This window comes from Arthrobacter sp. zg.Y820 (assembly GCF_030125555.1).
Lineage (GTDB): Bacteria > Actinomycetota > Actinomycetes > Actinomycetales > Micrococcaceae > Arthrobacter_B.
Window position 1 is genome coordinate 26,186 of sequence record NZ_JASKLX010000006.1, and the last position, 22,722, is coordinate 48,907.

Consider the following 22,722-nt stretch of genomic DNA (forward strand, 5'->3'; position numbering starts at 1 on the left):
CCGCCGGCACCCTGGGAAATCCAAGGGTGCCGGCGGCCTTTTGCCGTTGGTGCCAAATGTCCGGGCGGGACGCCCGGGCAGCAGCCAGAGGCAGAACCGTCAGATGTAGATTGCGGGGTCGATGTACTCGGCCGGGTCCACGGCCGGCTGGGTCTCTTTCACATGGCGGTGCCGCCAACGGGCCGGGATTCCGGTGATGATGGAATCGGCCGGAGCATCCTTCACGACGACGGCGTTGGCGCCGACGGCGCTGTTCTTGCCGATGGTCACCGGGCCCAGGATCTTCGCGCCGGCGCCCACGGTGACGCCGTCACAGATGGTGGGGTGCCGCTTGATCCGGGCCAGGGAACGCCCGCCGAGGGTCACGCCGTGATAGAGCATGACGTCGTTGCCGATCTCCGCCGTCTCACCGATCACCACGCCCATCCCGTGATCAATGAAGAAGCGCCGGCCAATGGTCGCCCCGGGATGGATTTCAATTCCGGTGGCGAAGCGGGTTGCCTGGGAGAGCACCCGGGCCGGAAAACGCAGCCCCGGCCGGGCCCACATCCTGTGGGTCAGGCGGTGCATCCAGATGGCGTGAAGCCCCGAGTAGATCACAATGTTCTCGAGCGACCCGCGCGCGGCCGGGTCATGGGACGCCGCGGCGTCGAGGTCTTCACGCAGGCGTGCAAACAGGCTCACAGAGGACTTTCTGCTCGGGCGGATCCCGGTGGGAGCCGGGAATTGAACGGGTCTCAGTTCCGGATGTCGTCGTACAGAACGGTGGAGATGTAACGCTCACCGAAATCGCAGACCACGGCGACAATCAGCTTACCGGCGTTTTCCGGCCGCTTGGCCAGCTCAAGGGCCGCCCAGACAATGGCTCCCGAGGAAATGCCGCCGAGGATTCCCTCCTGCGTGCCCAGCGCCCGTGCGGTGGCCACGGAGTCCTCGATCGAAGCATCGATGACCTCGTCATAGATCTCGGTGTCGAGCACCTCGGGAACAAAGTTGGCACCCAGGCCCTGGATCTTGTGCGGTCCCGGAGAGCCGCCGTTGAGGATGGCGGAGTCCTTGGGCTCCACGGCGACGATCTGCACGCCGGGCTTGCGCTTCTTCAGGACCTGCCCGACGCCGGTGACGGTGCCGCCGGTGCCGACCCCGGCCACAAAGATGTCCACCTTGCCGTTGGTGTCTTCCCAGATCTCCTCCGCCGTCGTCTGGCGGTGGACCTCCGGATTGGCAGCGTTGGCGAACTGCTGGGCCCAGATGGCGTTCTCGGTGTTGGCCACGATCTCCTTGGCCTTGTCCACGGCGCCGCGCATGCCTTCGGAGCCCGGTGTCAGGACAATCTCGGCGCCGTAGGCGCGGAGCATGACGCGCCGCTCGGTGGACATGGTCTCCGGCATTGTCAGGATGACCTTGTAGCCGCGGGCGGCACCCACCATGGCCAGAGCGATGCCGGTGTTGCCGGAGGTGCCCTCGACGATCGTGCCGCCGGGCTTCAGTGCGCCGGCCTCTTCCGCGGCGTTGACGATGGCCACGCCGATCCGGTCCTTCACGCTGTTGGCGGGGTTGTAGAACTCGAGCTTGACCGCAACCTCGGCGTCAAGGCCTGCCGTCAGCCGGTTCAGCCTTACCAGCGGCGTGCCGCCGACCAGCTGCGTCACGTCGTCGTAAATCCGTCCCATGGTGTGTCCTCTATCCGTTGTGGGTGTTCTGGAAGCCTTGCGGCTCAAACGCCGCTGGTAAATACACGCAGCGGGGCCCGCTCAAGCCTATCGCCAAGCATGTACAAGAGTCAGTTGTCAAGCCATTCGGCGTAATATTTCCTCGCCTTGGCGAGCTTGGGGTTGATGATCACCTGGCAGTAGCCCACCTCGGGGTGCTTGGCGTAGAAGTTCTGGTGTTCGGATTCCGCCACATGGAACTCCGGCAGCGGCGAGATTTCCGTCACGATGGGATTGTCCCAGTGTGCCTGGGCGCGGTCCCGGGCCTTCTCGAATTCCTCGCGCTCCGTCTCGTTCGTATAGAACATCGAAGAACGGTACTGGGTTCCGACGTCGTAGCCCTGACGGTTCAGGGTGGTGGGGTCGTGGGAGATGAAGAACATGTCCAGGATCACTTCACCCGGAATAATGTCCTCATCAAAGGTCACTGCAACAACCTCCGCGTGGCCCGTGGTTCCCGAACAGACGCTGCGGTAGTCCGGATGGGCGGTCTGCCCGCCGGTGTAACCGGAAACAACTTCGGTCACTCCGCGGGTCTTTTGATATAGGGCGTCGAGGCACCAAAAGCATCCTCCGCCAAGTACATAGGTCTTCATACCCTCTATCAATGCGCGCACGCCCGGAAGAATTCCCGGTGCCGGGAACCGTCCGCTCTCCGCGCCGGGAACCGGGTGCGGCACGGCACGGCCGAATTGAGCGCGGGTTGCCGAGCGGGTACAACTGAAACCATGGAAACAAACAAGCCCGCCGAAGGCAGCGAACCGGCGGCACCGGGAACGGAACCGGACCAGCACGCCGCGGCAAACCCGGAACCGGCCGCAACGGCGGCAGCCTCCGTGCCCACCCTGGGAGATGTGCTGCTGGCCGCCGAGGAACTGTGGCCCGAAACCCTGGCCGAGGGCTGGGATGCCGTCGGTTTGGTGGCCGGACGCCCGTTCCGCGCCGTCGAACGCATTCTCTTTGCCGTGGACCCCACCGCCGAGGTGATCGACGAAGCCCTCGACTGGGGTGCTGACCTGCTGGTGACCCACCATCCTCTGTTCCTGAAGCCGGTCCATTCGGTGGCCGGCACCGGATTCAAGGGCGACGCCGTCCACCGCCTCATCGAAGGCGGATGCGCGCTGCTGACAGTGCATACCAACGGCGACAGCGCCGTCGGCGGAGTATCGGACGTCCTGGCCGACGCGTTCGGCCTTCACGGGGTCGTGCCCCTGGTTCGCGCCGAGGACGGACTGCCCGAGGAAGGCATCGGCCGGGTGGGGGAGCTGTCCGAAGCCACCACCCTGGCGGACTTCGCCAAACTGGTCTTCAGCATCCTGCCCGCCGTGGCCGGCGGCGTCCGCGTGGCCGGAGATCCGCACGGCCTCGTCCGCCGGGTTGCCGTCTGCGGCGGTGCCGGAGACAGCCTTTTCGACGCCGTGCGCCGGCATAAGGCTGACGTTTACGTCACAGCCGACCTGCGCCACCATCCGGCATCCGAGGCGCGCGAAGCGGCCGTCAACGGACGGCCCTACCTGATCGACGTCTCCCATTTCGGCAGTGAATGGCTGTGGTTGACCCCCGCAGCCAACGCCCTGGAGAACATGCTCAACGATCAGGGCTTCGCAGCGGAGATCCGAATCAGCGGCACCAACACCGATCCATGGGACTTTGTGCTGACCCCCGGGCTGAACTGATCTGCGCCCTTGGCATAGGCTAGGGGAGGAACCGGCCAGGTTGGTCCGGTCATAGGTGGAGGTTTTTCGGTGGCAAAAGCATCGTCGGCGGAGCAGCTGCGGCTGCTCGATTTGCAGGCTCTGGACAGTAACGTTCGTAAACTCCGGAACCGGGCTCGCAGCGTCAGCGACAACTCGGCCATCGCGGAACTTGGGCTGCAGCGGGCAGCGGCGCAGAGCAAGCTCGTGGCCGCCTCCACTGAGGCAGCCGACGTCACCCGCGAACTGACCCGTGCGGAGGCCGACGTCGCGTCAGTGGTGGCCCGCATCGACCGCAACCGGAAACACCTGGACAGCGGCATGGGCACCTCCAAGGAGCTCACCGCCCTGCAGAGCGAAATGGAATCGCTGCAGCGCCGGCGCTCCGATCTGGAAGACGTGGAACTGGAAGTCATGGAACGCCTGGAGGCCGCCAAGGCCGCCGAGGAGCAGTTCCGGCAGGCAGCACAGGCCATCGACGCCGAGGTGTCGGAGCTGGAGCAGGCGCGCGACGCCGAACTGGCCGAGATCGAAGCCGAACGCCTCACCGTCGTCGCCGAGCGTGAGGAACTGGCCGCCACCTTTGAACCGGCGCTGCTGGCAATCTACGAAAAGACACTGGCCAAGAACGGCATCGGCGCTGCACGCCTGTTCAACGGAACCTCCGAAGGGTCCGGTATGCAGCTGAGCCCCGGAGACCTCGCCGACATCCGCAAGGCCGCCGAGGACGACATTGTGTTCTGCCCCGACTCCGGCTGCATCCTGGTGCGTTCCGCTGAGTGGGGCAGCTGATCCGTGACCCTGTTTGACCCGTCTGACGCTCCCGCCGCGCCTTCCGGCACCGAATCACCTGCCGGCCAGGCCGCGGGCGGCGTCCGGCGCACGCTGATTGTGGAGGCCGACGGCGGTTCCCGCGGCAACCCCGGGCACGCCGGCTACGGTGCGCTGGTGCGCGACCCCGATACCGGAGCCATCCTCGCCGAAAAAGCCGAGTACATCGGAAAGGCCTCCAACAACGTGGCCGAGTACTCCGGCCTGCTGGCTGCCCTGGAAATGGCGCATGAGATCGACCCCGACTGCTGGATCCTCGCCAAGATGGACTCCAAGCTCGTTGTGGAGCAGATGAGCGGGCGCTGGAAGATCAAGCACGAGGACATGCAGCGGCTGGCTGCGAAGGCGCGGGCGATCGTCAATCCGCGCCGGGTGAAGTACCAGTGGATTCCGCGTGAAATCAACAAGGACGCCGACAGGCTCTCCAACGAAGCCATGGACGCCGGCATGGCCGGAATTCCGTGGGTGCACAAGGGCGGTCTGGCGCTCAAGGGCGGTGTGGCATTCGCTGACGCCGCGCCGGCTCCGGAAGCATCTCCGGAGGCATCTCCGGAAACCGCTGCAGCGGGGGCAACCGCCGCGCAGCCGGCAGCCGAACAGGCGTCTGCCGCGGCGCCGTCCCCGTCGGGGCGGCTGCACCACGCCGAGATCTGGGTTCGGGACTTTCCGGCGGCCGAAGCCTCGCTGGGCTGGCTGCTGGAACGGCTGGGCTACCTGCGCACCGACGCGTGGGATTCCGGGGCCAAATGGCAGGGAGAGCACAGCTATCTCGTCATCGAAGCGGGGCCGGACGTGGCGGACGCCAACCATGAGCGTCGCCGGCCGGGCCTGAACCACCTGGCGTTCCGCGCCGGAACGCCCGCCGACGTCGAGCTGCTCGCCCGGCGCGCGGCAAGCCACGGCTGGACGCTGCTCTTTGCCGACCGGCATCCCCATGCGGGCGGGCCGGAGCACTACGCCGCCTACCTGGAAAACAGCGAGGGGTTCGAAGTGGAGCTGGTTGCCGACGGACCTGCTGAACAGGACTAGCCCTGCTGAACAGGACTAGCCCGGCAGGATGATGTTCAGCTGGAACGGCTTGCGGGCAGTGGCCGGCACCAGTTCCGCCTCCCACTTTTCCTGAGCTGCCGCCAGCAGCTGTTCGGGAGTGGCCGGGTCGCTGCCGGCCCGCGTGAGCAGATGCCGGGCGAGCTCGCCCCGGGTGTGCTTGGCGAAGTGCGAAACCACGGTGCGTTTGCCGTTCCGCACCTGAAAGACGCTGACTGCCGCCGCCGTCGAGGGGTCCGGAGCCCAAGCCGCAGCGTAGGTGCTGGACCTGCAGTCCACCACCAGATGCCCGGCCGCGTGCTCGGTAAGGGCCTGGGCCAGATGCGCTTTCCAAAAGGACGCCAGCTTGCCGGTCTCCGGCAGCTTCACGGCCATGGAAAGCCGGTACGCCGGAATCGGATCGCTGAAGCCCAGCGCACCCCACAGGCCGGAGATGACGACGACGGCGTCGTCGGCCTTGCGCTGCTGGGCGGGGGTCAGCTCCGCATAGCCCAGGGCGTCATACAGCACACCAGAGTAGATGCGGTGGGCCGGAGCGCAGGGTTCCTCGTGGAGCACAACGTTCCGGCGGACCTCGGCGGCCAATGACGGGCCGACACCCAGGATGCTGTGGGCATCCGCTGCGGTGCTGGCCTCGGACAGCGCAGCGAGCACCTGTTTGCGGGCATCAGTGAGCTGCGGGAAGTGCAGCTTGTCGGGATCGAAGCCGGGACCGGTTACGGCCGGTGTTTTTCCTTCGGAGGGTGGCAGCAGAATCAGCACCAATTAATCGTACGTGAGCCGCGGCGTCCGCTTTCCCGCCCGCGTCCCCGGCCCACGGTCCGGCCGATGAGAATCCGGAGAACCGCGTTTAGGCGGTAGCATTGAGGCTGGACGGGTTGGCCAGGCGATCGCGTTGGTTCCTTTTTAAAGGTGCCGCCGAGGAAAGTCCGGGCTCCGCAGAGCAGGGTGGTGGGTAACGCCCACTCGGGGAAACCCGCAGGCCAGTGCCACAGAAAAGAAACCGCCGTCGGCAGTGTCCTCCCTGTGAGGACCACTGTCTTTCGGTAAGGGTGAAAAGGTGGTGTAAGAGACCACCAGCGTTCCGGGTGACCGGAACGGCTAGGTAAACCCCACCCGGAGCAAGGCCATACAGGACACGTTTGAGGGCTGCTCGCCCGAGGTGTTCGGGTAGGCCGCTCGAGGGCGCCGGCAACGGCGCCCCTAGATGGATGATTGCCGCCTCCGGCCCGGTAACGGACCGGAGATACAAAACCCGGCTTATCGGCCAGCCCGTCCCACTAAATCCTTGTTTATCCCCCGGAAGTTCCTCCCCTGGCAACAGGCCGGCGCGCCCGGCGCGGGGTTTTCCACAGGATTTGCGAAAGATCGCATCAATTAACCCGGCCCCGCGGTTTCCGGGACTATTCTGTGGCAATGTCCCAGACGCCAACGAAACGCCAGCCGCTGGTGCTCCGCAATGCGAATTTCCGGGCGTTGTGGCTTTCGTCGACTGCGGGAATTTTCGGTACCTCCGTGGCGGCGGTCGCCCTTCCCCTGATCGCAGCCGTGGAATTGGATGCTTCCGACTTTGCCGTCGCGGCCCTGTCCGGTGTGGGATTCCTGCCGTGGCTGCTGTTCGGCCTTCCGATCGGCGCCCTGGTGGACCGCTACCGCCGAAAACCAGTGGTGATGGCGGCCCTGGTGCTGCGGATAGCCGTGCTGATGTCCCTGCCGGTGGCGTTCTGGATGGACCGGCTTACCGTCCTGCAGCTGTTCGTGGTGTCGTTCCTGTCCGGCCTGGCTGCCGTTTTTTCCATGCTGGCCGAGTCTGCGCTGCTCCCGCGGGCCGTGCCGCGGGAGGAACTCATCGAAGGCAACGGGCTGATGACGGGCTCAGCCGCTTCGGCAGACGCCGTCGGCCGCGGCCTGGGCGGCTGGCTCACGGGGGTCTGGGGCGCTTCGAATTCGCTCCTGCTGCAGGTGGCGGCTTCGGTGGCGTCCCTGAGCTCGGTGGCTACCCTGAAGGTCACCGAAGCCGCAACCGTTCCGCGCGCCGGGAACCGGATCTTCCGTGACATGGGGGAGGGCCTTCGCTACAGCTTCAGTACGGCACCTCTGCGGACCATCCTGCTCGCCGGGGCGCTGTGGAACCTGGGCGGGGCCATCGTTGTATCGCTGATGGTGATTTTCGTGGTGCGCACCCTGGGGGAGTCCGGAGCCATGCTGGGCTTCCTGACGGCCTCCACGGCGCTCGGCGGAACCCTGGGCGGGCTGACCGTCCGGCGGGCCACCGAGCGCTGGGGATCGGGCACCGTGTGGCGCTTCTCGATGGTCCCGGCGGTGCTGGGCTATTCCTGCCTGCTGCTGATGACGCCGGGATGGGGCTTGGTTCCCGGTTTTGCCGGCCTGTTCCTGGCCGGGTTCGCCATCTCCATGAACGTGGTGGTGGGCACCAGCTTCCGGCAGCGGGTCTGCCCGCCAAGCATGCTGGGCCGGCTGGGCTCCGCCTCCCGGATGGTGACGTGGGGAATGCTGGCCGTCGCCGGCGTGATCGGCGGAGCACTCGCGGATCCGCTGGGTGTCCGCGGAGCCATCATCACCGGGCTGGCCATTGCCGTCCTGGCTCCGGCCGTGGCCGCGTTCGGGCCGCTGCGCGGCATTCGGAACCTGGAGGATCTGGAGCCCGTTCCGGAGGAGAACATCGGGAAAAACACCGATGAGCGCATTTCCGGGCGACCGTAACAGCTCAGTGTGTGTGACTAACATCTCGCGCAACATGCAAGTGCGTCACGTGTGTCCTAATACACTTGGAGGGACCGAGGCGCGGGATGTCCGCAGCCTCGGACACACGTCGCACGCCGGATAATTCTGCAGCCACCGCTGCAGGGCCCGGGCGAACGCGAGTTGACCAACCGGCACAAAGCAGTGCCGGCTGAGAGAAGGATGTGAAGATCTTTGAGCCAGTTCTCCGATGCCTGCCTTGATACCTGGATGGACCGCGAGGCCCTCGCCGAGGCAATGATTCCGCTGATCGGGCGGCTGTACCGGGAAAACAGTGTGGTCACCTCGGTGTACGGCCGGCCGCTGGTCAACCGGTCAGTCATCGATATCCTCAAGGCGCACCGGTTTGCCCGGCAGATCGACGAAGTGGAGCTGCCGGTCTCCGACACGTACCCGCTGCTGCAGGCACTGACCGAGCTTGAGCTCGGTGCGGCGTCCATCGACCTTGCCCGCCTGAGCCTGAAGTACAAGGCCGAGGGCAACGGAACGGACCTCGTCGAGTTCCTCCGCGCCGAGCTGTCCGGAGTGGCCGGCAAGCACGGCGCCGACGACCGCACCAGCACCGACGTCGTGCTCTACGGCTTTGGCCGGATTGGGCGCCTGCTGGCCCGCATCCTCATCGACCACGCCGGCGGCGGACAGGGACTTCGCCTGCGCGCGATTGTGGTCCGCAAGGGCTCGGACAATGACCTGGTCAAGCGTGCATCGCTGCTGCGCCGCGACTCGGTGCACGGCGCCTTCGACGGCACCATCACCGTGGATGAGGCCAACAACACCATCCTGGCCAACGGCACCCTGATCCAGGTCATCTACTCCAACGACCCGACGACCGTTGATTACACGGCCTTCGGCATCAACAACGCCGTCGTCGTCGACAACACCGGACGCTGGCGCGACGAAGAAGGTCTGGCCCAGCACCTGCGCGCCAAGGGCGTCGCCCGCGTTCTGCTCACGGCCCCGGGCAAGGGCAGCCTCAAGAACATCGTGCACGGCATCAACCACGAGGCGATCACCGACGATGACAAGATCATCACGGCGGCGTCCTGCACCACCAACGCCATCACCCCGGTGCTGAAGGTCCTCAACGACAAGTACGGCATCATCCACGGACACGTTGAGACGGTGCACTCGTTCACGAATGACCAGAACCTGATCGACAACTTCCACAACGGTGACCGGCGCGGCCGGTCCGCCGCCCTCAACATGGTGATCACCGAAACCGGTGCCGCCAAGGCCGTGGCCAAGGCACTGCCGGAACTGGCGGGCAAGCTCAGCGGCAACGCCATCCGCGTTCCCACCCCCGACGTCTCGATGGCGATCCTGAACCTGAACTTCGAGACCGCCACCACCAAGGAAGAGATCAACGCCTTCCTGCGCGAGACCTCGCTGAACTCGGACCTGCACAAGCAGATCGACTACATCGATTCACCGGAGGTCGTGTCCACCGACTTCGTGGGTTCCAAGCGCGCCGGCATCGTCGACGGCCTGGCCACCATTTCCAACGGCAAGAACGCCGTTCTCTACGTCTGGTACGACAACGAGTTCGGTTACAGCTGCCAGGTGATCCGGGTGCTGGAGGAAATGGCGCATGTGAATCCGCCGGCCTTCCCCCGCGTTCAGGAATTGGCCGCCTCGCTCTAAGCGGTTTCCACCCGCGAAATGGCAGAAGGTGCGCTTCCCAGAGCTGGGAAGCGCACCTTCTGCCATTTCGGCGGTTGGTTTCCTAGTGGCCGAACGGATCCGGGTCGACGCCGGGCATCCAGGTCAGCCCCGGAACGTTCCAGCCGTGGGCCTTGATCACCTTGCGGGCCTTGCGGCTCCACCGGTCGTTGAGCTTGTCCACATAGAGTTTGCCGTCCAAGTGGTCGTACTCGTGCTGCAGGACGCGGGCAAACCAGTCGGTGGCCTCGAATTCCACCGGCGCGCCGTTTTCGTCGAAGCCGGAAATCTTCACCCATTCAGCGCGGTTCACGGGGAAATTCTCGCCGGGCACCGACAGGCAGCCTTCAGCGTCCTCTTCGGGGTCCGGGGCGGAGCCGGGAACCTTGGAGGTGATGAGCACGGGATTGACGACGACGCCGCGGTCGGGGGCATCGTCGTCGTTCTGGAAAGCGAAGGTAAAGAGGCGCAGCCCCACGCCCACCTGCGTAGCTGCCAGTCCGACGCCGTTGGCCGCGTCCATGGTTTCGTACATGTCGGCGACCAGGGTGCGCAGTTCGTCGTCGAACTTTTCCACCGGAGCGGCGCGGCGGTGCAGGACGGGTTCGCCGTGGATGACGATGGGACGGACTGTCATGGCTGTCTTTCTGTAGGACGGGCGGTGCTGGTGCTGCAAGAAGTGCGGGTGCGGCAAGCGCGGCGGCTAGGCGGTGATCTGCCGGCCGATGACTTCGCGCATGATCTCGGAGGTGCCGCCGAAGATGGTCAGCAGCCGTGCGGCGAGGAACGCCTGCGCCACCGGGTACTCGAGGATGTAGCCGTAGCCGCCGTGCAGCTGCAGGCAGCGGTCGGTGATGGACTTGACGCGTTCACTGGCCCAGAGCTTGGCCTTGGCCGCGGAGACGGCGTCCAGCTTCCCCTCGTTGAACGCTCCAATGGCTGAGTCCACGTATGCCTCGGTGACCTCAACCTCGGTGAGGATGTCGGCCAGGGCAAAGCGGCTGTTCTGGAAGTCGGCAACCCGTTCACCGAAGGCGTTGCGGTTCTTCGTGTACTCGACAGTGGCTTCATAGATCTGCCGGGCGACGGCGGAGGAGGCGACGGCGATGGCCAGCCGGCCCTGGGGGAGCTGGCCGGCGGCGTACTCCAAGCCGCGGCCCACTTCGCCGACAAGGTTCCCCTCCGGAACAAGGACGTTGTCGAAGAAAAGCTCGGCGGTGTCCGAGGCTTTCAGCCCCATCTTGTCCAGCTGCCCGCCGGTGACGTAGCCCTCGGTCTTTTCCACCATGAACATGCTGAACGAGTCCCTGCCGCCGCGGCCCGTGCTTCCGTCGGTGCGGGCCAGGACCAGGGACGCATCGCCGCTGATTCCGTTGCCGATGAAGGTCTTCTGGCCGCTCAGGCGCCAGCCGCCGTCGTCGGCGCGGACGGCCTTGGTGCGGATGCCGCGCAGGTCACTGCCGGCACCGGGCTCCGTCCAGGCCACGGAGGTGACCTTGGCGCCGCTGACCATGTCCGGCAGCCAGCGCTCCTTGAGGTCGTCGGAGCCGTAGGCCAGCAGATGGGGGAGGACCATGTCGTCGTGCAGGTGGAACGCCAGGGCGACCGCGAGGTGGTTGGCTTTCGCGAATTCCTCATCCATTACGGCGCGGAAGCGGTAGTCGGGCATGCCGGCGCCGCCGAACTCTTCCGGAACGGCCAGGCCGAGCAGGCCCTGTTCGCCGGCGGCCGTCCACAGCTGCCGGGGCATCATGTGTTCGGCATCCCACCGGGCATACCCGGGGGCAACCTCGCGGGCGTTGAATTCCCGGGCGAGGTCGCGGAAAAGCTCATGGTCTTCTTCGAACAAGCTGCGCTCCAAGGCGGCATCTCCTCATTGGCTGGCCACACTGATTTTCAGCGGCGGTGGCCGGTGGTTCATTGGCTTGCTGCGGCGCTGCGCTGCGGTCGTTGCGGCGGGCCGGAGCACCTCATAACAGTCAAACACAACAAAGGCCGCCCCGAATCAAACCGGGGCGGCCTTTGTGAAGCTGGTCCTGCCAACTTCATTGGGGTGAGTAACGGGGGTTGAACCCGCGACCTCCTGGACCACAACCAGGCGCTCTGCCAACTGAGCTATACCCACCATGTGCCCCGGATAACATATTTCCAAAGTCCAGGCGAGTGGTCTTTGCAAACTCATTTATCTGGGGCAGCGGAATCAAGCTTACACGGTTTTTCGGGTAGTCCTGACCAAGTTCGGGCCGGGTGGCCCAAATGTGACCGAGCTAACCTTTGATGTCCTCGATGATGCCCGCGGCGATCTTCTTGGCTGTGGCCGAGTCCGGTCCCGGAGCCGGCACAAAAACGGCTTGGCGGTAGTACCGGAGTTCATTGATGGAATCCACGATGTCGCCCAGCGCCCGGTGGTTTCCCGTCTTGGCGGGCGCCTGGAAGTACGCGCGGGGATACCAGCGGCGTGCCAGTTCCTTGATGGTGGAGACATCGATGATCCGGTAGTGCAGGTAATCGATGACCTCGGGCATGTCCCGGGCCAGGAACATCTTGTCAGTGCCCACTGAGTTCCCGGCCAGCTGCGCCTTCTTGGGCTCCGGAACCCACTTGGTGATGTAGTCAATCACCTGGGCTTCCGCCTCAGCCATGGACATGCCGTTCGGCAGTTCATCCAGGAGCTTGGAGGTGGTGTGCATGTTCCGCACAAAGTCACCCATCTGCGCGAGGGCGGCGTCATCGGGACGGATGACGACGTCCACCCCGTCCCCCAGAATATTCAGCTCGGAGTCGGTCACCAGGACTGCCACTTCGATCAGGGCGTCATTCGTGATGTCCAGCCCGGTCATTTCACAGTCAATCCAGACAATGCGTTCATTAGTTATTGGCACAGAACCAATGTACCGCTTGGCTCCGGCAGCGCGCGGCGCGCTGTGTTGCGATGCACGCACCGAAGAATCCGTGCCTTCGGCGGTGCCGGAGGTTCCAAGGCCGGAGGATCAGAAGCTGGAGCGTCAGAGGCCGGAGTGGCTGCGCTGCCTGCGGTCCGGAGAATCGGCGTCGGGAGCAGCGGGCACGACGACGGCGGAGGCGGCAGCGGCGTTGTGTCGCTGGATCGGGAGCTGGCCGGTTTCGGGCGGGCCGAAGGTGCGTGTCCAGCGGCTTTCCGCGGGCTCCTCGGTGTCGGCTGAGTCCGCAGCAGCCGCAGCAACTCCTGATGCCGTCGGTGCCGTCAGCGTTGCAGCAGCAGGTACTGCAGGTGCTGCCGGTTCCACAATCTGGACCGGAGCCACAGTCTCGACCGGAGCCGCGGGGGCCGGGGCAGGATCCGCAACCGGGACGGTCACGACGCCCGAAGGAGTCGACGAGGCGTACCAGACGGCCGCAAAGGCCAGGAGAAGCACGAGGGCGGATGCGGCAGTGACAGGCCAGTCGACGCCGACCCAAACCATGGCTGCGGCTGCGGTGGCGGTCAGGAAGAAGCCCCAGCCGAGCAGATCGTAATTGATCTGGGCGGGCTTCTGCGAGGGCTTCCGGAAGGGCTTCGGCGCCGCGGAGCCGGCGGCTGCAGGTTTGGAGCTGCGGCGCGGACGCAGTGCCTCGCTGCTGACAGGTCGCAGTGTCGAAACGGGTTCCTCGCTGTCTCCGCGCCTGCGCTGCGGCACCGGAACCTGCGGTCCGTCGTCGTGCTTCTGTCTGTCTTCACTGTCTGCCCGGTGGCGCCCCACAGCCCATACCGCCTTGCGTTGATGATCCAAACGGATGTCAGTGTATGTGACGCACCCCGCATACCTGTGTTCCGGCTCCGGCGCGTCCGCACCATCCCGGATTTGCGCGCGCTGCGATGCTAATATTTGGGCTACTGACGGTCCTCGCCGCGGTGCATCGGTGCTGGTTGTACGGTACCGTCGGCCACGCTGATTTGCTGCTGGTGACTGCAGCTCGTGAAATCCGGCCTTCGCCGTGAAATCAGGCCCGCGCCGCCACGCCGTTGGGTAACCGTACAAACCCAAAGATTGGAACCACGCAGATGACCGCCCAGGTCCCCGCGACCGAGCCTTCGTCTCCGGACACGGAGATCGCGAAAGCCAACAATCCGAACGTCGCGATCATCCAGGGCCTCGTCGGTTCCATCATGATGCTTGCCGGCTCGCTTGGTGTCGGATGGCTGTCCCTGGCTTCCTATGACCTGCGCCGCAACCCGGTGATCATGTGGCTCCGGTTTGAGCCGGAGGGCTCCGTGCTTGCCGTCTTCCTGCTGGCACTGGGCGGCATGCTCCTCGTCCGTTCGTGGCTGAGGCTCGGGCAGCGCATCACGTCCTGGGGGCCGGAAACCCGGCCGGTGGTGCTGAAGGCGATCGTTGCCTGGGGCGGTCCGATGTGCCTGGCACTGCCGCTCTTCAGCCGCGATGTCTTTGCTTACATTGCGCAGGGCCTGGTCATGGTCAGCGGGCTGAATCCGTACAAGGACGGCTATTCGCAGATTTCCAATTATCTGCAGACCGGCGCCGACGATCTGTGGGCGCAGAGCCCCACGCCGTACGGCCCGGTGTTCCTGTGGCTGGAGGAACTCGTCGTCGGCATCACCGACGGCCAGCCGGAGTTCTCGATCCTGCTCTTTCGGCTGATCTCCCTGATCGGTGTGGCGCTGTGCGTCTACTACGTTCCCAAGCTCGCCGAACTGCACAACATCAACCCCAACCGCGCCCTGTGGCTGACGGCGGCCAACCCGTTGTTCCTGACCACCTTCATTGCCAGCATCCACAATGACGCCCTGATGATCGGGCTGGCACTGGCCGGCTTGTACCTGGCCGCCACCAAGCGTGCGCTTCCCGGCATCCTGCTGATCACGCTGTCCATTGGCATCAAGCCGATCACCGTCATCCTGCTGCCCTTCGTGGGCCTGATGTGGGCGGGCAAGGGCGCTTCCTGGCCGCGCAAATTCCTCTACTGGTTCATGACCGCCGGAATCTCCCTGGGCATCCTGTGGATCATGGGCATCGTGAACGGTTTCGGCTTTGGCTGGGTCGGTGCGCTGAGCACTCCCGGCAGCGTCTGGATTTGGTACGCACCGGTCGGCTTCCTCGGCATGCTCGTCGCCACCCTGGGCAATGCCCTCGGCCTTCCCGGCTGGACGTTTGCCGACATCGTGCACACCGTCGGCCGGGTCGTGTCCGTCGTGATCGTGCTCTGGCACATGTTCGTGGGCGAGTACAGCAGGCTGGTGCGCCGTCTGGCCCTGGCGTTTGCCGCCGTCGTCCTGCTCGCGCCGATGATCCAGTCCTGGTACGTGGTGTGGCTGATTCCGCTGTTTGCCGTCACCGGAATCCGCAACGACTGGCAGGTGAAAACGCTTTACCTGCTGGTCTCGTTCTTCATGGTTTACGCGATCAGCGACCAGCTGGACATCTGGCCCTACTTCGACTTCAGCCTCAGCGCCGCCAGGCAGATTGCTGCCGTGACGGCGCTGGGCTTCGCGCTGTATCTGATCTTCTTGGACCGCAAGACGAAGGTCCTCTTCCAGCGAAAGCTTACGGAGCCGTCTCCGGGCGAACTCCGGGTGCGCTGAGGCGGCCGGCGCCGCCTGCCTTGGTCAGGCGGACAATCCGCACCAGCGACCAGACGAAGAGGACCAGCAGCAGGATGTTGCGGACCGTGAGCAGCAGCGCCACAACCACGTTCAGGTCGTTGTACAGCGCAGCGTAGAACATCGGGTAAACCAGTGTGGTCAGCGGAGCGATGACCAGCATCAGGATCGCCGGGACGCGCCAGCTGCGGCCCTCCCAGGCCACTCCGACGGCCACCACGGCGCCCAGCCACAGCATGAACTGCGGCGAGCCCACCTTGTTGAACACGATGAATGCGGCCACCAGCGCCAGCGATCCGGCGATGAGCAGCTGCCCGGCGTCGGCTCCCCGGCGCATGGCCCACAGAAGCAGGACGACGACGGCGAGGGCCGCCAGCGCCAGCAGCGGCATCATCAGCGCGGCCACCGGCTCGCCGAGTGCACCGCGGACCTCGCGCGTGTTGATGAGCTTGTCCTCGAAAATGTAGGCATCAGATCCGCCCAGAATCGCCTGCCACAGCCCGGGCGTCGTGAACGGGGCCTCCATCTGCATGCCGCGGGCACCCTGGGCGCCAATGAAGGACAGCAGGTGGGAGATTCCGCCGCCGGCGACCACAACTCCGGCCATGAGAAGGGATACAGCCGCGCCGGTCAGCAGCAGCGTTCCGCGGCGGCGCCAGGTGACCAGGACCGCCAGGATCACCGCCGCCGGCCAGACCTTCATCCAGGTGGCGAACGCCAGCAGGGCCGAAGCCACGACGGGACGCTTGGCCAGCAGCAGCAGCGCGATGACCACCAGAGGTGCCGTAAGGCCGTCCACTCGGCCCACAGCCACCGGGCCCAGCAGCCCGGTGATGAGCAGCCACCAATACGAAGCCGCATAGCGGACCGGGGTTCCCGGCTTGCTCAGAACGGCCACGGCAGCGGCGTTCAGCGCCGTGAAGATGAGGAACCAGACCAGCTGATACGGGCCCCAGCCCAGCACAGCGGCCAGGAGCATGGGAACCAGTGCTCCGATCGGATAGACCCAGTCCGCACTGATGCCCTGCCAAATGCCGTTCTCGATGCCGTCGAAGGCCCACTGCCGGTAGAAGATGATGTCGCTGAGCACGCCGCCTGAGAAAATGAGCGACGACAACGCTGCGAAGAAGACTAAATGGACCACAGCGAAGCAAATCCATAACGATTTGCGGTGCATGAAGCGCTCCTGCAAAGGGGCCAATTTCTGCGACATTCCGGGTGGTTCTCCTTAGGTGATGCAGGTGCCGTGTCCTGTTCGGACACAGCGATAAGGCTACCGGCGGCCGCGCCGCGGCATGCAATCCGCCGTCGGACACGGGATACTGGAAGGATGACCGACGGAACAGAACACGTAATTACGGCAGATTTTGATGTCTCGGAATGGGAACCGACGCCTTATCAGGTGGAAGGAACCAACAGCGAACTCTCCACAGTCCGCGCAGTGAAGATCTTTGAAGGCGACATCCTGGGCACCAGTGTGGCGGACCTGATCATGGCCGGAAACGCCGTCGGCGCCGGCTATGTCTGCTCCGAGGTGTTCGCAGGATCCATTGCCGGGCGGGAAGGCACCATGGTCATTCAGCACTGGGGCGTCGCCGAAGGAACCGCGACCGCCAGCTCCGGCCACATTATTCCCGGCTCCGGCACTGACGGGCTCGCCGGCATCGCCGGGAAGGCCCACTTCACGCAGGAACCCGACGGCCAGCACCGACTGGAACTGCGGGTGACCCTGCCGGAGGAGTGACCCGGGAATCCGTGGCTCAGCGCAGCGCTCAGGACAACCAGCCGGCCGCGGGGCGGGCCCACCAGAGTGCCGCAGCCACTGACGCCGTGATCACGGCAGCAAACGCTGCCAGCCACAGTGCCGACGGCACGCCGGTGCGCTGATAGAGGATGTAGGCGTCCGAGCTCTGCAGGGACCGCCTGCGCCGGGTGTGGACGCTCAGGACGTTCAGCCAGTCCCGGACGGCGCCCGACAGGAGGGCAATTCCCACCGCCAGCGTGATGCACGAAACGGCAAAAGGCGTGGCAAACCACACCAGCATCACCGAAACGGCGGCGCAGCCGCAGGCAATCAGCAGACCCTGGGCATTGCGGATGAACAGCAGCGCGGCCAGCAGCACCAGGGCACCGGCGGACAGCGCAAATCCGGCCCAGCCGGAGAAGGCGGCCCAGACCAGGAGCGCGCCGGTAACGGCCGGAACCGGATAGCCCCAGAACCCTGTCCAGGCAGCGGCAAAGCGGCTGCGTCCCATGCTGCGCATCTGCCCGGAATGATCGAATCGCAGCTCGATGCCCTTCACCACCTGCCCGGTCATCAGGGCGGCAAACGCATGCCCGAGCTCATGGACGAACGTCACGAACAGGCCGAACCAACGCCACACGGGCCGGGGAATCGTGAGTGCCGCAGCGGCGGCGGCGATCAGGAGCAGGACCGGCCAAGCGACCTCCAGGGGAGCGCCGCGCGAAAAACCGTCAGCGACCTTGGACCACCACTGCGTTATGACGGATCCGACAGTACCGAAATCCACTAAAGAACCACATCCACTAAAAAACGTCCCCCAAGAAGCATGAACTAAAGATCCAGCTGTCCGCGCAGGATTGAATTCCCGGAGTGCGCGGGGTCGCCGTCAAACGGCTCGTCCGAAATATCCACCACCGGATAGCGGTTCAGATCCAGGCCGGCGGGCAGCTCAAAACGCCCTTCGGTGCCTGCCATCGCGCCGAGACTGACCATCGACTGCGCGTCGGGTGCCAGGAGCCAGACCTCCCGGTAGCCCTGGGCGGCGTCGCTGCCGGAGGTCACCACGAGTTCGCGCCGGCCGTCCGGCAGCTGATCAACGACGGCGCTGCCCGTCTCGGAGTAGGACGCCAGGGGTGCCAGGTCCGCCGAAGCAACCGGTTCGGGGCCGGACACCGAATCCACTGTGCGCAGCGCACCCCAGGTCCCTGCTCCGGCGACGACGACGGCGGCTGCCGCAGCGGCCAGCCAAGTGACGGTGCGCCGGCGCCGGGCAGCGGCCAGGGACGGCACTGGGGAGGCCAGCGGGTCTTCCCACAGCTCTTCGTCGAGGTTGAGCGCCTGGTGAATGCCTGCCCACACGGAGGGTGCCGGAGGTTGCAGGGCTGCATCGGAGGGGTCCTCCCGCTCCGGCGGCGCAGCGGCCGGCTGCCGGCCGCTGCCGGATTCCTGGGTGCTTGTCCGGCGGGCAGCGGTAACCACCCGGGAGAAGGAACCAAAATCGGCCCGGCACCGCGGGCACTGTTCCAAGTGGGCGGTTTCCTCGTCGGTGGCGGGCTCACCCAACGCCAGGAGGGTGAGCGCGTCATCAGGCAGGTGCTGCATCACTGACCTCCAATCTTTGCCTCAGATGAACGAGGCTTCGGCGTATATGGCTCTTAACGGTCCCCAGCGGCAGTTCGAGCCGGTCGGCAATCTGCTGGTGGGTCAGGTCCTCGTGGAAAGCCAGTCGGAGGATTGAGCCCTGCGGTTCGCCGAGCCGGTCCAGTTCCGCATCGATGACCACCTTGTCGGCAACCCGATCCGGATTGCCGACACCGTCGTCGGCTTCTTCCCGGCGCTGGGAGGCCGCGGCCTCCCAGACGTTCGCCTCGCGGATCCGTGAGGCGCCCATGCCGAGGGCCACATTGCGGGTAATGCCGACCAGCCAGGACAGGAGGCCGGACAGTTCGGGGGAGTAGCTGGCCCGGTATTTCCATGCACGGATGAAGACTTCCTGCACGACGTCGTCGGCGGCAGCAGAATCAGCCAGGCGCCGGAGCGCGAGCGAGCGGATCAGGGGAGCGAACCGGCGGTAGGCCTCAGCGAGGGCCGTCTGGCTGCCGGAGGCGAAGGCGCGGTCAAGGGCCGCGTCCTGCTCAACGGAACCGGCTGGCATCGAGTGCGGTCTCCTGGTCTCGGGAATCCGGTCCAATGCGGCGCGGCCATCCGGCCCGCCCCTCGGATCGGCAGTTTTGCCTATGATACCGGTGCCGCTGTCAGGACCACGTTATCTTCGTAGTCATCCTGTGCCTCCAGCCACTGTCCGCCGCAGGTGACGAGTTTCAGCCGCGGTTCTCCCGTGCGGTCAAAAAGTCGGTGGCCGTCCAGGCTCTTTTTGGCGATGTTTTCCACACCTTCGGCGGCGTACCGCAGCACTGAACCGTCCTCCCGGGTGACGGTTACGACGGTTCCTGCGGGCACGTCCTTGAGTCCGGCGATCGGCAGCTGCTCGGTGCGCGAATCCACGTGTGCGGCGAGGACGCTGGAGCCTTCTTCCGCACCGGGTGCGGGACCGTAGCGGTACCACGCGGCTTGGTCGTGGTTGTCCGGCAGGGCCATTGCACCGTTTGCCTCCACTCCTCCCGGAATGACCTCAAGGTCAATTCCCGTTCCTTCCACCTGAACGCGCACCGGACGCGGGATGCTGACGGCGGGTTCCGGAACTGCCGGGCGGATGTCGATGGGAGCGGCCGCGGTTGGAGTGGCCGCGGTCGCGGTTGGGGACGGGGCGGGCGATGCGGGGGCAGCGGCAGGAGGGGCCGACGTCGGCTCGTCAGCCGCTTCCTGGCCACAGGCTGTGGAGCCGGCGACTAACGCGGCCGCGAGTGCAGCACCGGCCCACAGACGACGGCGGCTGGGTGCGGGTCGGGTCATTCTGGCAACCTTTCGGAGCTGTGCTGCGGGGACTGGGGGTTTGCAGAGCGGGGCCAGCGGAACCGGCGGCCGGCAAATGGATCCGCCGGCGGCCGGCCCCGCTGCTGTTGTTCCGGGGTTGGTTCCCGGACATAAATCCCGGGGCATGAGATTCCCGGGTGCCTCGGAACCCCGGGTGCCGCTGCTACCGGCGGGAAGCGGCCGCTGTACTGCTGCGGCGCACCGCCACGGCGGCGCCGGCCAAAAGCATCACCGCAATGCCTCCGGCTGCGAGGGCCTGGCCGTCGTTCGACGTGGCCAGCGCACCCGGCACCGCGTTCGGCGCCGACTCCATGCCGTGAACGGTCTGGGTTGCGAGGGCGAGGTTTCCGTCCGCCAGCGAACCCCAGGCGTAAACAAACGTATGCGTGCCTTCGGGCAGCGTCAGGTCTGCCGGACCGATAACCGGCTCGGTGGTTCCCGCGGCCGCCACTGAAGCCGCAATGGTTCCGGCGTCGACCGCCAGAGTCTCTTCACCCGGATTCTCCAGCCCGCTGATCACGGGAGAACCGCCAGCCAGGACGTCGACGGCGGGAGCCGCCGCGGTGTGCCGGACCGTCAGGTGCGACTTGCCCGGAGCCACTGTGGAGAGGTCATTGGTGTAGAAGTTTGCGGTGGGAGCTCCCGACGCGTCGAGGTTGGCAACGGCAGTGTAGTTTCCGCCGGCGGCCAGGTCCACGGTCACTGGTCCGATGATTGGTGCGGAGGCGTCAGCGGCGTCAGGGGCGGTGATGGCCAGCTCGTAGCTGCCGCCGGCCAGGTCGAGGGGACCGGCGAGGGTTCCGGGGGTGAAATCGTCGAGGGTGAGTGCCCCGTTGACGTACACATCAACCGTGGTGTCGGGTACAGCATGCAGGACGGAGAGCTGGGCGGTGTCCGCTGCTGCAGCAGGGGTCAGGAATCCGACTCCGGCAGTCAAGCCTGCTGCTGCTGCAAGGGCGGTGACGGTCTTACGCATGGTGTCTCCTTGGTAGTCTTCTCCGCCGGTCGGCGAAGATGTGGTGTTGCTTACACCTCCTCTACTTGTGGAGACAGGTCTTTGGATGCAGCTGCCCGGAAATTCTTGCCGGCTGGATCACCAGCCGGCTGATCTCTAAGAGGGGAGCGGGAGCCCACTGCGGTGAAGCCGGAAGGCCGTGTGGTTGTCGAACCCGGACCGGCCCTGCAGCGGAGCCGGCACGCTGCGTCGCTGTATCACCGGCGCTGCGTAGTATCATCGACAGGTCGCCTCCGTAGCTCAGGGGATAGAGCAGGAGCCTTCTAATCTCTTGGTCGCAGGTTCGAATCCTGCCGGGGGCACTCATTGGCCGATGTCCCAACTTGCAGTGCACCGCTGCCGGTTGGGGCGTCGGCCTTTTTCTTTTAAGTTCTCACCTCCCGCTCCCAAGCCGCGGTTCCGCACCGCAAGACCGGAACCACCACTGCGCGGGCAAGAGTCCTCCACAGCCACTCGTACCAGGCCGGACCCGGCCGGCAATCCACAATTGCCGGCGCCGGCGCCCCGCTGGCGGCCTGCCGAAGCCAGACTTTTCCGTGCGGGCGGAACCCGTCCGGTTCAGGATTTCACTTACGGGAATCACTCAGAGGCAGGCAGGGAACAGCATGAGCGACACCATCACCGTCCGCGGCTATGTAGCCACGGAGGTCCGGAGCACCACCGCCGACAGCGGACTCGCCATTGCAGGATTTCGGATGTGCACCACGGAGCGGCGTTATGACCGTGAAACCGGAAGCTGGGTAGACGGCCAAACCAATTGGTATTCCGTCAGCCTGTTTCGGCAGCTGGCAACAAACTCGGCGTTCAGCATTCACAAGGGAGACCGCGTGATCGTGACCGGGCGGCTGAAAGTCCGTCAGTGGGCGCTGGACGACGGACGCAGCGGCACCACCGTCGATATCGATGCCGAGAGCGTCGGCCACGACTTGATGTGGGGAACCGCCAACTACCGGCGCAACGTCCAGGACCGCGCCGCAGCCAATGCCTCCGCCGGGGAAGAACCGGCAACCGATGATCTTCCCGCGGACCTGGACCTGGAGACCGGGGAGCTTGCCGGTGCAGCCGGTGATGGAGACACCACTCATGAGGACGCAGGCGGAGGCCCCGACGACCCGTTCGTCGTCGCTGAGGCATCCGGGCGGGGGCATGGCACAATGAGCGGATGATTCCCGCACGCCGTACCGGCAGGCTTTCCCGGTTGACCCTCACCGTTTTGCTGGCCGGATCCGCGGCGCTGCTTGCTCCGGCCGCGGTCCCGGCAGCGCCGGCGGTTGCGGAGCCCTCAGTTGTTCCAGCTCCTGCAGGGCACCCGGATGTTGCAGCGTCATCCGCGCAGGCTGACGGAGCGCTGAACACAGGGATCCCCGTGGTTTCAGAGGTGCCTGCCGACAGCCTGACGGCGTCCCTGACAGCGCTCGCCGCTTCGCAGCCCAGCCCCGGTGCGAAAGCGGTCCGCCAGGCTTTCGCTGCGGCTGGCTTCCCCGAAGACTCCGTGGAGGTCTCCCTGGACATCACGCCCACCGGTCTTGCCGTGGATTCCATTCGCGGCGCAACGGTAAGCGAGGGTGAATGCCTCTTCGGCGAGGTGCGTGACGGAAAGGTTGCCGTTACCGTTCTTCCGGTGCTGGACTCGGGATTCTGCTTTGTGGGGGATCAGCGCTAAGACCCTTGTTTGTGGGGTCAGTGCTAAGACCCTTGGCAGGTTCGACGGCTAGCCGTTGGCATCCCCTGGTCCTGGTCCGCGG

Annotated in this window: 23 protein-coding genes, 2 tRNA genes and 1 other RNA gene; 11 read left to right on the forward strand and 15 right to left on the reverse strand. The window is 65.7% G+C overall.

The window, feature by feature from the left end; translation table 11 throughout:
- Positions 1-99: 99 nt before the first annotated feature.
- The 3 genes from epsC to msrA all read right to left on the reverse strand — a co-directional run bounded on the left by epsC (position 100) and on the right by msrA (position 2,308).
- Positions 100-684, reverse strand: a complete 585-nt coding sequence (gene epsC, locus QNN99_RS05320) for a serine O-acetyltransferase EpsC (RefSeq protein ID WP_229965384.1) — start codon at positions 682-684, stop codon at positions 100-102.
- 53 nt (positions 685-737) lie between these two features.
- Positions 738-1,673 carry a cysteine synthase A gene (gene cysK, locus QNN99_RS05325; RefSeq protein WP_229965385.1) on the reverse strand — a complete coding sequence of 312 codons (936 nt, stop codon included), beginning with the start codon at positions 1,671-1,673 and terminating at the stop codon, positions 738-740.
- A gap of 110 nt (positions 1,674-1,783) precedes the next feature.
- The gene (msrA, locus tag QNN99_RS05330) at positions 1,784-2,308 is read right to left on the reverse strand and encodes a peptide-methionine (S)-S-oxide reductase MsrA (RefSeq protein ID WP_229965767.1); all 525 of its coding nucleotides are present in this window, start codon (positions 2,306-2,308) and stop codon (positions 1,784-1,786) included.
- Positions 2,309-2,440: 132 nt separating this feature from the next.
- Between msrA and QNN99_RS05335 the strand changes: the two genes are divergently transcribed.
- From QNN99_RS05335 to QNN99_RS05345, 3 genes are all read left to right on the forward strand, one after another.
- A complete protein-coding gene (locus tag QNN99_RS05335) occupies positions 2,441-3,388 on the forward strand; it encodes a Nif3-like dinuclear metal center hexameric protein (RefSeq protein ID WP_229965386.1) in 948 nt (315 codons plus the stop codon).
- Between the two features lie 69 nt (positions 3,389-3,457).
- Positions 3,458-4,198: a zinc ribbon domain-containing protein gene (locus QNN99_RS05340; protein ID WP_229965387.1), complete on the forward strand. Its 741-nt coding sequence runs from the start codon at positions 3,458-3,460 to the stop codon at positions 4,196-4,198.
- Between the two features lie 3 nt (positions 4,199-4,201).
- The gene (locus QNN99_RS05345) at positions 4,202-5,266 is read left to right on the forward strand and encodes a reverse transcriptase-like protein (protein WP_442860481.1); all 1,065 of its coding nucleotides are present in this window, start codon (positions 4,202-4,204) and stop codon (positions 5,264-5,266) included.
- 15 nt (positions 5,267-5,281) lie between these two features.
- Here QNN99_RS05345 and QNN99_RS05350 read toward each other — a convergent pair whose 3' ends face one another.
- Positions 5,282-6,046 carry a YaaA family protein gene (locus tag QNN99_RS05350; RefSeq protein WP_229965388.1) on the reverse strand — a complete coding sequence of 255 codons (765 nt, stop codon included), beginning with the start codon at positions 6,044-6,046 and terminating at the stop codon, positions 5,282-5,284.
- A gap of 112 nt (positions 6,047-6,158) precedes the next feature.
- Between QNN99_RS05350 and rnpB the strand changes: the two genes are divergently transcribed.
- From rnpB to QNN99_RS05365, 3 genes are all read left to right on the forward strand, one after another.
- Positions 6,159-6,563: RNase P RNA component class A (gene rnpB, locus QNN99_RS05355), an RNA gene on the forward strand.
- Between the two features lie 137 nt (positions 6,564-6,700).
- Positions 6,701-8,008 (forward strand): MFS transporter, encoded by a 1,308-nt coding sequence (locus QNN99_RS05360; protein ID WP_229965389.1) that lies wholly within the window; start codon positions 6,701-6,703, stop codon positions 8,006-8,008.
- A gap of 213 nt (positions 8,009-8,221) precedes the next feature.
- Entirely contained in the window at positions 8,222-9,688 is a 1,467-nt protein-coding gene (locus QNN99_RS05365; RefSeq protein WP_269439156.1) for a glyceraldehyde-3-phosphate dehydrogenase, read from the forward strand.
- Positions 9,689-9,770: 82 nt separating this feature from the next.
- Here the strand turns inward: QNN99_RS05365 and QNN99_RS05370 are convergent, their stop codons facing one another.
- The 5 genes from QNN99_RS05370 to QNN99_RS05390 form a co-directional block, all read right to left on the reverse strand.
- Positions 9,771-10,343: a peptide deformylase gene (locus QNN99_RS05370; protein ID WP_229965390.1), complete on the reverse strand. Its 573-nt coding sequence runs from the start codon at positions 10,341-10,343 to the stop codon at positions 9,771-9,773.
- Positions 10,344-10,409: 66 nt separating this feature from the next.
- A complete protein-coding gene (locus QNN99_RS05375) occupies positions 10,410-11,567 on the reverse strand; it encodes an acyl-CoA dehydrogenase family protein (RefSeq protein WP_229965391.1) in 1,158 nt (385 codons plus the stop codon).
- 188 nt (positions 11,568-11,755) lie between these two features.
- A tRNA-His gene (locus QNN99_RS05380) sits at positions 11,756-11,831 on the reverse strand.
- Between the two features lie 142 nt (positions 11,832-11,973).
- Positions 11,974-12,588: an oligoribonuclease gene (gene orn / locus QNN99_RS05385; RefSeq protein WP_284015751.1), complete on the reverse strand. Its 615-nt coding sequence runs from the start codon at positions 12,586-12,588 to the stop codon at positions 11,974-11,976.
- A gap of 123 nt (positions 12,589-12,711) precedes the next feature.
- Entirely contained in the window at positions 12,712-13,425 is a 714-nt protein-coding gene (locus QNN99_RS05390; RefSeq protein WP_229965392.1) for a hypothetical protein, read from the reverse strand.
- A gap of 302 nt (positions 13,426-13,727) precedes the next feature.
- Between QNN99_RS05390 and mptB the strand changes: the two genes are divergently transcribed.
- A complete protein-coding gene (mptB, locus tag QNN99_RS05395; RefSeq protein ID WP_229965393.1) occupies positions 13,728-15,266 on the forward strand; it encodes a polyprenol phosphomannose-dependent alpha 1,6 mannosyltransferase MptB in 1,539 nt (512 codons plus the stop codon).
- Here mptB and QNN99_RS05400 read toward each other — a convergent pair.
- Complete coding sequence (locus QNN99_RS05400) at positions 15,229-16,461, reverse strand: glycosyltransferase 87 family protein (RefSeq protein WP_229965394.1); 1,233 nt, start codon at positions 16,459-16,461, stop codon at positions 15,229-15,231. The genes mptB and QNN99_RS05400 overlap by 38 nt on opposite strands.
- Before the next feature lie 153 nt (positions 16,462-16,614).
- Between QNN99_RS05400 and QNN99_RS05405 the strand changes: the two genes are divergently transcribed.
- Positions 16,615-17,028, forward strand: coding sequence for a DUF3224 domain-containing protein (locus tag QNN99_RS05405; protein ID WP_229965395.1), 414 nt, complete (start codon positions 16,615-16,617; stop codon positions 17,026-17,028).
- Positions 17,029-17,056: 28 nt separating this feature from the next.
- Here QNN99_RS05405 and QNN99_RS05410 read toward each other — a convergent pair whose 3' ends face one another.
- The 5 genes from QNN99_RS05410 to QNN99_RS05430 form a co-directional block, all read right to left on the reverse strand.
- Positions 17,057-17,815, reverse strand: a complete 759-nt coding sequence (locus tag QNN99_RS05410; protein WP_229965396.1) for a M50 family metallopeptidase — start codon at positions 17,813-17,815, stop codon at positions 17,057-17,059.
- A gap of 44 nt (positions 17,816-17,859) precedes the next feature.
- Positions 17,860-18,630: an anti-sigma factor gene (locus QNN99_RS05415; protein WP_229965771.1), complete on the reverse strand. Its 771-nt coding sequence runs from the start codon at positions 18,628-18,630 to the stop codon at positions 17,860-17,862.
- Entirely contained in the window at positions 18,614-19,183 is a 570-nt protein-coding gene (locus QNN99_RS05420; RefSeq protein ID WP_229965397.1) for an RNA polymerase sigma factor, read from the reverse strand. Before QNN99_RS05420 ends, QNN99_RS05415 begins: the two co-directional genes overlap by 17 nt.
- Before the next feature lie 80 nt (positions 19,184-19,263).
- The gene (locus QNN99_RS05425; protein WP_229965398.1) at positions 19,264-19,941 is read right to left on the reverse strand and encodes a class F sortase; all 678 of its coding nucleotides are present in this window, start codon (positions 19,939-19,941) and stop codon (positions 19,264-19,266) included.
- Positions 19,942-20,125: 184 nt separating this feature from the next.
- Positions 20,126-20,938, reverse strand: coding sequence for a DUF4397 domain-containing protein (locus QNN99_RS05430; RefSeq protein WP_229965399.1), 813 nt, complete (start codon positions 20,936-20,938; stop codon positions 20,126-20,128).
- Between the two features lie 268 nt (positions 20,939-21,206).
- On the opposite strand from QNN99_RS05430, the gene QNN99_RS05435 reads away from it, so the two are divergent.
- The 3 genes from QNN99_RS05435 (at position 21,207) to QNN99_RS05445 (ending at position 22,640) form a co-directional block, all read left to right on the forward strand.
- Positions 21,207-21,279, forward strand: a tRNA-Arg gene (locus tag QNN99_RS05435).
- A 303-nt stretch (positions 21,280-21,582) separates the two neighbouring features.
- On the forward strand, positions 21,583-22,143 hold the full coding sequence (ssb, locus tag QNN99_RS05440; protein ID WP_229965400.1) for a single-stranded DNA-binding protein: 561 nt from the start codon (positions 21,583-21,585) through the stop codon (positions 22,141-22,143).
- Positions 22,140-22,640: a DUF6993 domain-containing protein gene (locus QNN99_RS05445; RefSeq protein ID WP_229965401.1), complete on the forward strand. Its 501-nt coding sequence runs from the start codon at positions 22,140-22,142 to the stop codon at positions 22,638-22,640. Before ssb ends, QNN99_RS05445 begins: the two co-directional genes overlap by 4 nt.
- The last annotated feature ends 82 nt before the right edge of the window (positions 22,641-22,722 follow it).